The 14,390-nt window shown below is 61.1% G+C and carries 12 protein-coding genes; 5 read left to right on the top strand and 7 right to left on the bottom strand.

The genetic code is table 11. From position 1 onward, the window contains the following. Positions 1 to 58: 58 nt before the first annotated feature. Positions 59 to 2,029 (top strand): ParB/RepB/Spo0J family partition protein, encoded by a 1,971-nt coding sequence (locus ACWIKC_RS12760; protein ID WP_454597856.1) that lies wholly within the window; start codon positions 59 to 61, stop codon positions 2,027 to 2,029. Positions 2,030 to 2,110: 81 nt separating this feature from the next. Here ACWIKC_RS12760 and ACWIKC_RS12755 read toward each other — a convergent pair whose 3' ends face one another. From ACWIKC_RS12755 to ACWIKC_RS12725, 7 genes are all read right to left on the bottom strand, one after another. Continuing rightward, positions 2,111 to 3,445, bottom strand: a complete 1,335-nt coding sequence (locus ACWIKC_RS12755; protein WP_454597855.1) for an MFS transporter — start codon at positions 3,443 to 3,445, stop codon at positions 2,111 to 2,113. A gap of 30 nt (positions 3,446 to 3,475) precedes the next feature. Continuing rightward, positions 3,476 to 4,093, bottom strand: a complete 618-nt coding sequence (locus ACWIKC_RS12750; protein ID WP_454597854.1) for a transmembrane anchor protein — start codon at positions 4,091 to 4,093, stop codon at positions 3,476 to 3,478. Between the two features lie 24 nt (positions 4,094 to 4,117). Beyond that, positions 4,118 to 4,774: a HupE/UreJ family protein gene (locus ACWIKC_RS12745; protein ID WP_348336366.1), complete on the bottom strand. Its 657-nt coding sequence runs from the start codon at positions 4,772 to 4,774 to the stop codon at positions 4,118 to 4,120. Between the two features lie 102 nt (positions 4,775 to 4,876). Next, on the bottom strand, positions 4,877 to 8,026 hold the full coding sequence (locus tag ACWIKC_RS12740; RefSeq protein WP_454597853.1) for an efflux RND transporter permease subunit: 3,150 nt from the start codon (positions 8,024 to 8,026) through the stop codon (positions 4,877 to 4,879). A gap of 13 nt (positions 8,027 to 8,039) precedes the next feature. Next, positions 8,040 to 9,281, bottom strand: a complete 1,242-nt coding sequence (locus tag ACWIKC_RS12735; RefSeq protein WP_454597852.1) for an efflux RND transporter periplasmic adaptor subunit — start codon at positions 9,279 to 9,281, stop codon at positions 8,040 to 8,042. Between the two features lies 1 nt (position 9,282). After that, positions 9,283 to 10,506 carry a TolC family protein gene (locus ACWIKC_RS12730; protein WP_454597851.1) on the bottom strand — a complete coding sequence of 408 codons (1,224 nt, stop codon included), beginning with the start codon at positions 10,504 to 10,506 and terminating at the stop codon, positions 9,283 to 9,285. Between the two features lie 66 nt (positions 10,507 to 10,572). Then, positions 10,573 to 10,926 (bottom strand): hypothetical protein, encoded by a 354-nt coding sequence (locus tag ACWIKC_RS12725; protein ID WP_454597850.1) that lies wholly within the window; start codon positions 10,924 to 10,926, stop codon positions 10,573 to 10,575. 234 nt (positions 10,927 to 11,160) lie between these two features. Between ACWIKC_RS12725 and ACWIKC_RS12720 the strand changes: the two genes are divergently transcribed. From ACWIKC_RS12720 to ACWIKC_RS12705, 4 genes are all read left to right on the top strand, one after another. Further along, positions 11,161 to 12,096 carry an ArdC family protein gene (locus tag ACWIKC_RS12720; protein WP_454597849.1) on the top strand — a complete coding sequence of 312 codons (936 nt, stop codon included), beginning with the start codon at positions 11,161 to 11,163 and terminating at the stop codon, positions 12,094 to 12,096. Between the two features lie 11 nt (positions 12,097 to 12,107). After that, positions 12,108 to 12,533, top strand: coding sequence for a hypothetical protein (locus tag ACWIKC_RS12715; protein ID WP_454597848.1), 426 nt, complete (start codon positions 12,108 to 12,110; stop codon positions 12,531 to 12,533). Positions 12,534 to 12,830: 297 nt separating this feature from the next. Next, a complete protein-coding gene (locus ACWIKC_RS12710; RefSeq protein WP_454597847.1) occupies positions 12,831 to 13,772 on the top strand; it encodes a DUF2493 domain-containing protein in 942 nt (313 codons plus the stop codon). 121 nt (positions 13,773 to 13,893) lie between these two features. Beyond that, positions 13,894 to 14,346: a hypothetical protein gene (locus ACWIKC_RS12705; protein ID WP_454597846.1), complete on the top strand. Its 453-nt coding sequence runs from the start codon at positions 13,894 to 13,896 to the stop codon at positions 14,344 to 14,346. Positions 14,347 to 14,390 lie beyond the last annotated feature (44 nt).

Below are 14,390 nucleotides of genomic sequence, written 5' to 3'. Positions count from 1 at the left end.
TTGGGCTTGTGGGCCTCGTGATCCTCACCTGCGCCTTCATTCCATCAGGAGAACACCCATGATCCAGTCCATTTCCTTGAAGAAGCTCGTCCCGAGCCCGCGCAACGTCCGCAAGTCGAGCGACGATCTTGCTGATCTCCAGCTGCGGGCGGACATCGCCGCGCGCGGCTTGCTGCAGAACCTCGTCGTGCGCAAAGCAAAGCGCGGCAAGTTCGAGGTGGAAGCCGGCGGGCGCCGCCTCGCCGCGCTGCAAGCGCTCGCCGAAGAAGGCACGTTGCCTGGAACGCACGAGGTCACCTGCCTTGTCATCGAAGGCGAGGAAAGCGAAGTGCGCGAAGCCAGCCTTGCCGAGAATTTCCAGCGTCTCGCGATGAACCCGGCCGATGAGGCGCAGGCCTTCGCATCGATCATCGACGCGGGTGCCACGGTCGAAGACGTGGCGCGCCGCTTCGGCCTCACCGTCCGTTTCGTTGAAGGGCGCCTGCGCCTGGCAAGCCTCGCACCCTGCGTCTTCGAAGCGCTCGCAGAAGGCACGATCACGCTCGACATGGCCAAGGCCTATGGCGCGATTTCCGACATCGATCGCCAGGCGCATGTCTATGCCGAGCTGCAGGATGCCTGGTATCAGATCACGCCCGACACGATCCGCCGCATGGTGCTTGAGGCGACAGTGCGCGGTTCCGATCCGCGCGCTGTGCTCGTCGGACGCGATGTCTACCTCGCTGCAGGTGGCCGGATCGAGCGCGAACTGTTCGACGATGATGCCAGTGAAAGCTGGATCGATGTCGCGCTGCTCGAGGATCTCGCGCACAAAGCCATGGAAGAAGCCGCAGGAAAGGCCGCGCTCGAATTTGGCCTTGCCTGGGTGCGTCCGACGCTTGGCAATTATGTCAGCCATGACCTTGTCGAAGGTATGAGCCGCTTGCCTTGCGAACCTGCGCCGATGACCGAAAAGGAAGTACGGGAACTCGGAGAACTTGAGGCCGACTACGACCGCGTCGCCGCCGTGCTCGAAGACGAGGACAGCGACGAAGAGGAGATCGCCAAAGCCGAACGCGAACTGGTCGTCATCGACCGCGCCATGCGCGAGCTCAATGATCGTCCCCCTGTGCTTGCCGACGAGCTGAAATCCGAGGCTGGTGCCTTCCTTGTCCTTTCGCGCAATGGCGAGCCGACATTGGTCCCGCAGTATTATACGGAGACGGAGGTCATTACCGACGACGATGGCGCGATCGAGGCAGTCAAGGAGAGCGGTGGGGCAAGGTCCATGGGCAGTTCGCTCTCGCAGCGCCTACTCGACGAGCTTGCCATGCAGCGCCGCGACATCCTTGCAATCCATCTCGCCAACGATCCGGCGCTCGCGCTCGACTTCATGGTGTTCACGCTCGCCGATGCCGATGGGCACGATTGGCGCGCCAAGAAGGCGTCGACACTTGTCGGCTCGGCGGCGTCGGGCCCGGTTACCGGGTTTGAAGCCAAGGATGCACCAGCGAGTGCCGCGCTAGCCGAGTTCGCTGGCGCCCTCGATGAGAGCTGGCGCTCGGGGACAAGCGATGTTGAGCGGTTTGCGAAATTCCGGGCGCTTTCCGACGAGGCGCGCTCGGCCTGGCTTGGCCATGTCGTCTCGCGCACACTGGTTGCCAGCCTTGCCTGCGAAGGCGAACGATCGGTGCCGATGCACGAGGCACTCGGCTCGCTCCTCGAAATCGAGACCGCGCATTGGTGGCGTCCCACGGCTGCGAACTACTTCGACCGCGTGGCCAAGGCTCGCACGCTCGAAGCGCTCGATGCTGCGGGCGGTCCCGAACTGGTCAGTCGCTATGCGGCCTCAAAGAAGACCGAACTGGCGAGCGCTGCCGAGCGCATCTTTTCGGGCAACTTCATCGGCGAGACCGAGGTCAAAAAACGGGCGCAGAGCTGGGTCCCTGAGATCATGCGTTTTGTCACTGCAGAAAAGCCGGTCGACGAAGAAGATGATAAAATTGCCATCAATGGGCCGGAAGACGCAATTGCCGAGCGAGCTGCCTGATCCCTCCTGACAGGTTCAGGTCAATCGGCGGGCGGTCCGTTCCTTCGGGGACGGGCCGCTCCTTTGCGCTTGCACGAAGAGCTAAACCTTGCCCGGCCACGCTGTATGCAGTTCATCGATAACGAAATCGTGCGCGTGCGCTTGTGAACCGTGTTTCGCCAAGTGCGGATGATCGGGCGAAAGATCGGGATGGGTATGCACTAACGACGAGGGATCGGATCGCGGCCAAATCCACAGCGCAAGCACAAATCCGAACCCGGCCAAGACAGCGAGCAGCAAGAAAGCGGGTGCCATCCCGAATCGCGCCCCAACCTGCCCTGCCACCGGATAGGCGATCAACCAACAGACATGGCTAAGCGCAAATTGTGCGGCAAATAGAGCCGGACGATCCGCTTCATCCGAAGACCGCTTCAGAAGCCGTCCGCCTGGCGTCACGCAGACCGAATAGGCAACTCCCATCGCCAACCAGCCGACAAGAAGCACGGACCAAAGAGCTGGGTTGCCGATACCAGGCAATGCCACTCCTAGCCCGGCCAGCGTCAGCGTCAGCAATCCGGCGCCCAGTATCATAACGTTACGATCGTTCGCCCGCTTCAGCAGTCTGGGAAGTGCCAATGCAGCAAGCATGGAGCCGCCGCCATAGGCCGCCAGCGCCAGTGCAACCTCGCCCTGCGTGCGGCCCATCTCTTTTACGAGCACGACAGTGTTGACTATCACCATGGCGCTGCCCGACGCGGCCGCCAGTGTCACTGCCAACAAACCGACCAGGCGCGGCGTATTGAGATAAATTCGCATGCCACGTGTAGTCTTGAGCCATATGCCTTCCACTTTCTTAGCCGCTGCTTTCCGATGGGGCAGCACGGTGGTCGTTACCAGCAGGGCTGACGCAATGAACCCGACCGACGTGCCCGCGAAGAGCCAGTGAAAATTGATGATGGCTAGCAATGCGGCCGCCAGCATCGGGCTCAACAGACTTTCAAGATCATAGGCCAGCCGCGAAAGCGACAGCGCTTGCGTATAATCCTCTTCGTCCGGGAGGATTTCGGGAATGGTCGCCTGAAAGGTTGGAGTGAATACCGCCGAGGCCGACTGTAGCACGAAGATAAGCACATAGACCTGCCACACGGCATCTACGAACGGGAGCACCAGCGCCACAGCCCCTCGGACAACGTCCATCGCCACGAGGAGGCTCTTGCGGGGCAACCGGTCAGCGTAAGCCCCGGCGATCGGTGCGATGCCGACGTAGGCTACCATCTTGATTGCCAGCGCCGTTCCCAGAACCGCGCCAGCGTCGGCCCCGGCAATATCGTAGGCAAGAAGTCCCAGTGCGACGGTTGCCAGACCCGTTCCGATAAGCGCGATCACCTGCGCGAAGAACAGAAGCCGATATGTACGATTGGCGAGGACGGCGAGCATGGAGATATCTCTTTCACAAACCTACGCGGGTCAGACCACGCGCTTGATTTCGGTGTAATTTCCCTGAGTGCGCAGGGTTATCGTTACCGCTCCACCCGAACGGTTGCGCCAGAACCACCCATGACTCCCGTCGAAGGCGGCAACGAGCGTTCCCTGCTCGCCGCCCGAATTGCTGCCCTTTCCATAGCCATGGTAGGAAATGCCTGGGGCATCGGCATGGGTATCGAAATTGACCGCGCCGCCAGAAGCCGACCAGTCGTATTTCACGGTATTGTCTTTTGCCATGACCAGCTTGATTTCGGCCCCCTCGCCAGGAGCGAGAGTGAGTGTGGTGACATCCGAACTGGGCCCCGACGCGTCACTTGCCGTACTGTCCGGGTTGCCTGCCAGTACTGTCTGCGGCGCTTCAGCCTCGGCAGACACTCTTGCCTCGTCGGCAGCCGCCTCAAGCGCGAGTTGCTGCTTGATTTCACCCATTTGCGTGAAACCAGCCACACGTCCCACGCCCGTTGGGTCGATGCCGTATTCGCTGGGTAGAACCACGGTCACGAGAATGGCACCTGCAGCGATAGCAGCAATTGCGGTCGCGCGCAGAAGCTGCCCGTTGGTTGGCAGATCGTCGGTCGATGGTCGTTGTGAATTGAACATTGTATTGGTCTCCTTGGAAGGGGCTCAGCTGACGGTGAGGCCGGCGAGTTGGTAACCGACGAGAACGAAGCCCGCGGTCATGAGCAGGACGTTGGCAGCAAAGGCGTGACGCATGAAACTGCTGGTTCGGCGCCAGAAGCCCATGGCGATCAAGATGCCGCCTAGCGCGAGAAGCTGGCCAATCTCGACACCGATGTTGAAGGCGATGAGATTGGGGACCAATCCGTCTTTCGCGATCTGGAATTCGATGATCTTGGTTGCCAGACCGAAACCATGGAAAAAGCCGAACACGAGCGTCGCGATCTTGGTGTTGGGCTGAAACCCGAACCAGCGCTGGTAAGCGCCCAGATTATCGAGCGCCTTGTAGACGACCGACAGCCCGATGATCGCATCGATCACATAGGCGTTTGCGGAAATCCCCGTTAGCACGCCAAAAAGCAATGTCGTCGAATGGCCGATCGCGAACAGCGTCACATAAATGCCGATGTCCTTCATGCGATAAAGGAAGAAGATAACCCCGAACAGGAACAGCAAGTGATCGTATCCGGTCACCATGTGCTTCGCACCGAGGTAAATGAAGGGGAAGAAGAGCACCCCGCTGCTTTCCTGTATGTAGCCCTTGTCGCCCTCAGCCACATTGTGTGCCCAGGCTTCGACGCCTGAGCACAGTAGCAGGACCATCAATGCGACGGCGATCAGGTAGCGCGACGGGATACCGCCTGGTTTAGAAATTGCCGATAAATTCATTCGTTTACTCCGATGGATGGTAAGCGCGTTCACAGGTCACGCTGTTGTGGGGGCCTCGCCAGGCGTTTCTTCAGCTGTCCTTTCGCCCCGGCCACGCACCACGCGGTAGAGCGCGGGCAGGACGAGAAGCGTGAGGATGGTCGAGGATACGATTCCGCCGATCACGACCGTTGCGAGCGGTCTCTGCACTTCCGAACCAAGGCCGACATTGAGGGCCATCGGGACGAACCCCAGGCTGGCAACCAGCGCTGTCATCAGCACCGGTCGAAGGCGCGCCAGTGCGCCCTCCCTGATCGCTTCGTCGAGCGGGCGACCCTCTTCCAACAATTGCTTGATGAAAGTCAGCATCACGAGGCCATTGAGCACGGCGACGCCCGAAAGCGCGATGAAGCCGACGCCGGCCGAGATCGAGAAGGGGATACCGCGAAGCAGCAAAGCCGCGATGCCGCCCGTCAGGGCCAGGGGAACACCGGAAAATACCACCAGCGCGTCCTTCGCTGATCGGAACAGCGCCATCAGAAGGCCGAAGATCAACAACAGGGCGAGCGGAACAACGATCTGCAGACGCGTCGCTGCTGACTGGAGTTGTTCGAATGTGCCGCCATATTCGATCCAGTACCCCTCGGGCAGCTCGACCTGCATAGCGACCCGCTCCTGCGCTTCCGCTATGAACGAGCCCAGATCACGCTCGCGTACATTGGTGGTCACCACCGCACGGCGCTTGCCCGACTCCCGGCTGATCTGGTTCGGGCCCTGGGTGCGTTCGATTGATGCTACTTCCGACAATGGAACCGATCCGCCACCCGGAAGCGGGATCGGTAGCCGTTCGAGAACCTGGGGATCCTCTCGCAGCTCCTCGGACAAACGCACAACGATGTCGAACCGTCTGTCACCCTCGAAGATCTGCCCCGCTTCGGCTCCGCCGATCGCGGTCGAGACGACCATCTGCACATCATCGACATTCAGGCCGAGCTGGGTCAGCTTGATGCGGTCCGGCACGACCTCGATGAACGGCAGTCCCGTAACCTGCTCGGTCTGGGCGTCCACCGATCCTTCGATGGCAGACACCACGCTTTCGATTTCCGCGGCCGTAGCGGCAAGCTGTTCGAGATCGTCGCCATACACCTTGATCGCGACGTCCGAGCGGACCCCGGCTATCAGTTCGTTGAACCGCATCTGGATCGGTTGGATGAACTCGTAGCGCGAGCCGGGGACCTGTTGGACCGCCTCGTTCATCTCCGCGACCAGTTGCGCCTTGGGCTTGCGCGGATCGGGCCACTCGCTGCGTGGCTTCATGATGATGAAGGTATCCGCGACCGAAGGCGGCACCGCATCCGTGGCCACATCGGCGGTGCCGATCTTGGCGAAGACGGTGTCGACTTCGGGAAACGTTTTGATCCGTTCCTCCAGTGCGCCTTGCATCGACACGGCCTGCGACAGGCTGGTGCCCGGAATGCGCAGGGCATGAAGAGCGATGTCGCCCTCATCGAGGTTCGGGATGAATTCCGAACCCAGGCGGGTCGCTGCAAAACCGCTCAGAACCACAAGCGCTGTAGCAACTGCCAGCACAAGCTTGCGCTTGCGCATCGCAAAGTCGAGCATGGGAACATAGCGCGATTTGGCAGCGCGCATGACCCGGTTCTCCTTCTCTTCGACCCGGCCGGTTACGAACGTCGCCACGGCGGCGGGAACGAAGGTCAGCGAAAGCAGAAGGGCTGCGGTCAGCGCGATCACGACTGTCAGCGCCATGGGATGGAAAGTCTTGCCTTCCACACCTTCGAGGGCGAAAATTGGCACATAGACGATCGTGATAATCAGGATTCCGAACAGGCTCGGGCGGATGACTTCTGCCGAGGCTGACGAGGTCAGCTTGAACCGTTCCTCCCGATTGAGCATCCGGCCAAGCGAATGCTGTGCTTCTCCAAACCGCCTCAGGCAGTTCTCCACGATGATCACTGCGCCATCGACGATTAGGCCGAAGTCGAGTGCACCCAGGCTCATCAGATTGCCCGATATGTTGCTTTCGACCATGCCAGTGATCGTCATCAGGAAGGACAGCGGGATGACAGCGGCGGTTATCAATGCCGCACGTATGTTGCCGAGCAGCAGGAACAGCACGACGATGACGAGCAGCGCTCCTTCGGCGAGGTTTTTCTCGACCGTCCAGACGGTTGCTTCGACCAGCTTGGACCGATCGTAGACCGTATTGGCTATGACGCCGCCGGGCAGGGAGCGGTTCACCTCCTCCATGCGCTCGGCAACCGCAACGCTGACGTCGCGCGCGTTTTCTCCTACGAGCATGTAGATCGTGCCGAGGACGACTTCCTGACCGTCCTTGGTTGCCGCGCCATCGCGGATTTCGGAGCCGATGCTGACATCGGCAACGTCCGCGATCCTCACCGGCACACCTTCGCGCCACGCGACGATGATCCCGGAAAGATCGCCTTGGTCTTCAGCCTGTCCGGGCACACGGATCAGATATTGCGATCCCGAACGCTCGACGTAACCGGCACCGACATTGGCGTTGTTGCTCTCAAGCGCCTCGATCACGTCCTCGACCGTGAGACCGAAGCCTGCGAGCCGGGTGGGCACCGGTGCGACGACATATTGCTTGCGGTAGCCGCCCACCGAATTGACTTCGGTGACGCCTGGTACTGTGCGCAGCTGCGGCCTTACCACCCAGTCATGGAGGGTCCGCAAATCCTGCGGCGTGTAGCGTGAACCGTCCGCCTTGACTGCGCCCGGCTCGGCTTCGATGGTGTACATGAAGATTTCGCCAAGCCCGGTTGCGATCGGACCCAGCTCGGGTTCGACGGTTTCGGGCAGACTTGATCGGACACTCTGAAGCCGTTCGTTGACCAGCTGACGGGCGAAGAAGATATCGGTCCCGTCCTCGAAGACCACCGTGACCTGGCTCAGACCGTAGCGCGATACCGAGCGAGTATAGTCGAGCCCAGGCAGACCGGCGATCGCCGTCTCCACCGGGAAGGTGATCCGCTGTTCCGCTTCAAGCGGGGAAAAGCCGGGGGCCGAGGTGTTGATCTGCACCTGGACGTTGGTGATGTCGGGAACGGCATCGATCTTGAGCCGGCCGAAATTGTAGATGCCCAGCGCTGCCAGAAGAATGACGGCAGCGAGGACTGCGAAGCGCTGTCTGATCGACAGCTGGATGATCCGTTCAAGCATGTTCTGGCGCCCCTTAGTGATCGTGGCTCGCGCCCGACTTCTCGATGTCGGCCTTGATCACGTAGCTGTTCTCGGTTGCGTAGACCGTTCCAGGTTCGATCCCGCTGATGACCTCGGTCCATTCAGGGCCTTCCTGGCCCAGTTCGAGCATACGAACTTCGTAGGTTTCGCCGATCTTCGCGAAGACCACGCGGAAATCGCGGAACTGCTGGATCGCGTCGGTGCGCACCGCCAGCGGAACCGTCCGCTGATCGACCGACACAAGTCCGCGCACCGCCATGCCCGGGCGCCAGTACCCGTCCCGGTTGGGTAGCGGGGCCCTGGCTGTGACAGCCTGGTTGCTGACTTCGGCGAGCGGCAGGAAGTCGCGAAGGTTCGAGCCCTGTGACCGCTGTCCCTCAAGGCCGCGAATCTGGACCGATTGGCCCGGACGGACACGCTCGATGTCGCGTGGGAAAATCGGGAAAGTCGCGACGGTTCGCGATGGATCGGCAATAACGAACATGGGATCGCTATCGGCGATGTCGCCAACATTGGTGTTGCGCTCTGTGATTACACCGGAAATTGGTGCGTAGATCGAGTAGGTCTGAAGCGAGTAGCTGCTCTCCACCCGGGCTAGCAGCGCGCCTCTCGCAACGCGATCGCCGACATTGCGATGGACGGAAACGACAGGGCCCGGATACTTGGCGCCGACCTCTGCACTCCCTGAAGGATCGAGTTCGACCCGGCCGATGATCTCCACGGTTTCGCCGACCTGCTGCGGGCCGACCGTTGCGGTCTCGATCCCGGCGGCACGCGCTGCCTCATCCGCGATGGTGACGCGACCCTCGTAGGATTCGAAAGCCCATCTATGCGTTTCGTCGCCGACACTGGCCGCGACCACCACATCGAAGCTGTGTGGTTCGACAAGTACTCCCTGGCCGCGAAGAAAGTCCTCCTGCGGTTCGAAGTTGAAGGTCGTCTTTTCGCCGTCAAGACGCGTGATCATGACGCGTGCGCGAACCGTGTCGGGATCGATCGGCTCGCCGGCACGATAGGCGTAGAGCCGATATTCGGGCGGCACGCCGTCTTCGAACACGGTGACCTCGATCGCGAAATCACCGTCGCGGAGCATCCGGCCATTATGCGGGCCGCGCTCGTAATCGTCAGCGGCGGCCTCTACGCTTTCCGACGCTTCGGTTTCGTTGCCTGATTGGCCGCAGGCTACCAGCGGTGCGGCCAGCAGGGCAGCGATCAGTATGTTGATCTTGCGCATCTTAAATTCTCCCAACGAGGTCGGCGAAACGACCGGTCAACCGGTCGAGTTCGACTTTCGCCTGGTGATATTCGGAAACGGCATCGACGAAGCGGACGCGCGCGTCGTGCAGTGCAGACTGCGCGGTCGAGACGTCGAGAAAGGTGAAGCCGCCGCGATTGTAGCCTGCGCGAACTTCGCGCAGGGTCTGTTCAGCGCTTGGGATCACCCGACTTTGAATCGCCTCGGCTTCATGTCGGGCTTCCTCGACGCGCTCGGCGGCAAGAGCGACTTCGCGCTGACGCTGGAAGCGTTCCACCGCCAAATCTGCCTCCACCTGCCGCTGCTCGGCGGTCGCCCGATCGATATTCGCGCGGTTCAAGGCGCGATTGGGTAAGGGAAGCGAAAACCCTGCTACGACGGCAACATCACCTGAGCCAAATACTCGCGGGCCGGCGTAAACTGTGGGGTCGGTCCGGCTGTAGGCTTGCTGAAGGCGATAGTTGGCATTCGCCCGTTCGCGCCTCGCTTCGTACAGGGCGAGATCGATCGAGGGGAGCTCTCGCAGGTCGATGTCGGGCGTCTCCATTTCGAGAAATCCCTCGGTGACGACCGCAAGCTCTGCCGGGTCAACGCCTGTCAATAAACCGAGGCGAGCCTTGGCTGCGTCGAGGGCGTGATCTGCCAGCTCCAGATCGACCTCTGCCTCTGCCAGCTCGGTTCTCGCCCTGGTCCCCGCAAACAGAGGGTCGCGTGCACCGTCCACACGGCGCTGCACCTCGGATTGAAGCGCCGCGGCGATCTCCACCCGACTGCGCGCGAGTTCCAGATCCAGCGCAGCCGCCTGCGTTTCGACGTAGAGCTCCTGCACCTGCCGGGCCAGGTCCAGACGACGGACCAGCGCCTCTGCCTGCGCAATACCAATTTCGCTCTCGGCGAGTTCGATCCTTGCCAGCCGCTTGCCGCCCCGCTCGAGCCTCTGGTTATAGGTTCCATCTATCTGGAACTCGTTGAACCCTGAGGTGCCGATGTTTTCGATCGAACCCTCGATCGTAGCGGCTGGCTTCGTATCAGCAGCGGCACGGGCTGCATTGAGCCCTTCTATCCTCGCTGCTGTCGCAGCGCCTTGCGGCGAGCTCGAGACCGATTGCTCAATGGCCTCTTCCAGGGTCAGCGACTGGGCCTGAGCCGCATTCGCCGACATGACCGTGACCGCCAGCAAGGCGGCACGCGAAATCGCGTTCATTTTGGAAACTCCTGAACTTCAAAACCTATTGCGCAGCCCGGGATTCCGGGCGCCAAGTTTGTGCGTTCAGGCTAGTGGTGGCTCTGTAAGGGGCGCGGTGCTGCTGCCGACCAAGGCTGCTGCTTCGCCGGGCAGCAGAAGCGATCGCTCCGCCAGGTAGGAAGCGAACGGCGAAGCAGTCTCGGGCAGCCCAACGGATACATGACTGTGCGCGGACGCGTGGGGTGCGGTTTCTCCGGGATTCGCGGTTTCCGCAGCTACGGAGTTGATCTCCATGGCTTCCTCGACGGGTGCGGGAGCATGGTGGGAACTGCCCGCAGCATGACTGTGAGCCTGCTCCGCATGCGGCACCGCGCCCGAAAACCCCCCGTGGGAGACGAGTATAATGGCAAGCAACAGGAAACCGAGCCATTGGCGCATAGCGAGCGCTGCTAGCGCAGCGTGGTGCGATGCGCAAGTTGGCAATGGCAAAGGCACCTGGCAATCAAGGATCGCACAGGGACGGCGCAGCTAATTGAAGCCAACCTGCGTAAGTTGGCCTGTCGAAATGGCCAGGAGTAAAAAGTAATTCCGCCATCTCTTCGGCAGAGAGGAGAGAGGGCTCTGACCTGATCGAACCGGGACAATATCGTCCTGGCGTTCAGGAGAACTCCCATGCCAAAATACAAGCGCTCAGACGCATCGCAATCGCCTGCGCAGCGCATCACCGCGGCCATCATCGAGAAGCTCGAGCAGGGGACCAGGCCGTGGGTCAAGCCGTGGCGCGGTATGCCGGTCTCGCGTCCGCTTCGCGCCTGCGGAACGCCCTACCGCGGGATGAACACCTTCTGGCTGTGGATGGTCGCAGACGCCTGCGGCTATGCGTCGCCCTACTGGATGACCTATCGACAGTGTCAGAAACTCGGTGGGCAGGTTTGCAAGGGCGAGAAGTCGGCGATCGCGATCTTCTACAAGACATACGAAAATGCAGTCGAAGATCCCGCTGGTGACGATGACACCGTAACCCGCCGTTTCCTGAAGGCCTATGCAGTCTTCAATGCCGACCAGTGCGACGGCCTCCCGCAAATGTATTATCCGAAACCGCTGCTTGCGCCCGTCGAACCGGAAGGACGACAGGGACGCCTCGACCGTTTCTTCGATGCGGTCGGAGCAGACCTGCGCCACCACGGCAGCGAGGCCTACTACGAACCGGTTCGCGATCGGGTCACGATGCCACCTAGCGACCTCTTCGATACCTATGAGCACTACTACGCAACGCTTGCGCACGAGCTGTCCCATTGGACAGGCCATCCCTCGCGCCTCGATCGCGATCTGAGAAACCGCTTCGGTACCGAGGCCTACGCCGCCGAAGAGCTCGTCGCCGAATTGTCCTCGGCAATTCTCGGTGCCGAGCTCGGTCTACCGGTTGCTCACCTGGACCATCATGCGAGCTATATCGCTTCCTGGCTGGAACTGCTGAAATCCGATGAGCGGGCGATTTTGACAGCCGCTGCGAAGGCCGAGGAGGCTGCAAGCCTGCTCCTGCGCCGGGGCGGTGTCGAAGAGCGGAAATCGTTCGAAGTCGACGACGATCTCGAACAAGCTGCCTGAGGGAGAAAACCATGGGACGCTCTGTCAGCTACCCGAGCGGCGCCATCGCCGCCTTTCGTCTGATGGACGAGCCGGACGACGGATGGGACTGGGGTTACGAATTTCTCGTTGACGATGTCGTCGACACGGCAAGATTGCTTTTCCCTTCGCTGCAACTTTTTGACGGTTGGCGGGGCGGTGAAGACCGTATCCTGCTCCGCAAGGCCTTTGCCGATTGCGGCGTTTCAATCTACTGCGGTCTTGCTGCCATCTGGCTCGTGGAACGCGACGACGCACAGTATTGGGAAGCCGATTCCCGGCAGGCGAGATCAGGCTGCGCCCGGCAATGGCTTGCCCAGGTGTCCGACAGGTTCACCAAGGCCTTCGGAGATCTGCGTCTGGTTGGACGGTTCTCGAATGGAGAAGCGATCTTTGAGCGAGTTGGCTCCTCACCGTAACAACGCCGACCTGCTGTCCTTCATTCGCTTTCCTGGAATTGCTTCAGCTTTGAGTGAATGCGGCCAGTCGAGCTGCCTCGCAGACCGGTCCGCCGGGAGAGGCCCTGGGCCGGTCGGGGGCAGGCGCAACCTGAGTCCCGTCGGCCCGTGTGACCCGCGCCAGCCTAGGGTCTCAGGTTTCCTGCTGCGCAGTGCGCCTCCCCCCCTTGTCCCGGCCCTGATCGGGCTCCGGCGGATCGGCGACGAGGCAGTTCAATCGCGTCTCCGATCCCTGGCTCAAAATCAGGAGACAAAACCATGTATGACAGCTTCATTGAACAGCTTGCCGGCCTCGACTTGTCGGGCTTCAGCATCAAACCCGCGCCGTACAACAGCACCGACTTCCCTTGCGGCGATGCCATCGAGCAAACGCTGGCAGGCGTCTGGTCAGACCTATTTGCGATGTTCGCCGATACGGCCCTCGAGGCCGATGCGGAGGATATCGCCTGGGGCTTCGTCAATCTCTTCCATCGCGCAGCCAGTCGCAAGTCGTCCCAGCTCGACCGGGCAAGCGATGAAATTCGCGCATTGCTTGCTTGCGCCGATGGATCGGAAATTCATTCGGGAAATCTGGAAGAACAGATCGAGCGCGCGCAGGCGGCACAGGCCAGCATGACCGCATTCGAACAGATGCGGGAGACGGCGGCGGCCCTCTATCTCGACGAGATCGGAACTTCGTGGCGCCCCATGACGGGGTCCCGGTCGAACCATTCCGCCAGTCTCACATCGGCCGTCGTCAATGCTCGCGATTTCCTCAGAAGCCGAGCCGAACGTCACCGTGCGGCCACTACGCCCGAAGGCACACCGATCGTCTTTGCCGGTGGCAGAAGGTCCTTTGCCACTTCCGAAGAGGCTAAAACCTTCGCCGCAAACGTCTGGGGAACGCTTGACAAGGTGCGCGACCAGGTCCCGGACATGTTCATCGCCCATGGCGGTGACAGCAAGGGTGTCGACCGGCTCGCAGCGAGCTGGGCGGAACGCCACCATGTCCAGCAGCTCGTATTTTCTCTCGACAGAAGGCTTGGTGCCCGTGCCGGCTTCAAGCGTAACGACCAGATGCTCGGACTTAACCCCCGGTACGTGATTGCCTTCCCTGGAAATGGCGTGCTCGAGCGGCTCGTGATCGAAGCCAAGGCGCGGCGAATTACCGTCGTCGACCGGCGCCGCCCGATCGCGAACATTTCGAAATCGGACGGGTAAATTTCAGAACTCTGGCGCACCAGCAGTCATCACGGCGCTGGTGCGCCGGCATGAGCATTCGATGGTCGCGGTTTGATTAGCCTCTTTCAGGGACCAGCTTGTTCACGCAGTGTGTTATATCGTGATCAAGGCCTTCTCCGTATCGATGACCGAGAATGCCTATGCAGCCTGGATTTCTTTTGCTACGGGGCGGACCGAAATCATGACCTCCAGCTATCGCCGCCTTGTCCTGAACCCGTTTGTCGTCCTGCTTCTGCTGGTCGCGATGGTGTTTGCGACTGCGGCGGATGCTGCTGCCTGTGGCGGGGAAGTGGCGCCAGAGAATGCGATTCCCTGGACAACCGCAGACGCGGGTCACGCCGCTTCCGAATCTGATCAGGATCAGGACGATACTGGCGCCCCCGCCGAGCAACACGGAATGTGTGCTCATGGTCACTGTCATCACGGTGCCAGCTTTGCCGGTGAAGTCCAAAAGTACCAGCTTTCACATCCTGCTGTCATTCTCGCGCCCTCCGCTCCCGTGATTTTTGCTTCGGATGTGAGCGATAGAGTGAAACGCCCCCCTCGCACCTGACGACCGACATCGCGCTGCCTGGCGCAGCGCATTTCGGATCGTTA

This window comes from Qipengyuania sp. SM2507 (genome assembly GCF_053714505.1).
The sequence above is the reverse complement of the archived record's forward strand: the minus strand, read 5'-3'. Positions and strand labels throughout refer to the sequence as shown.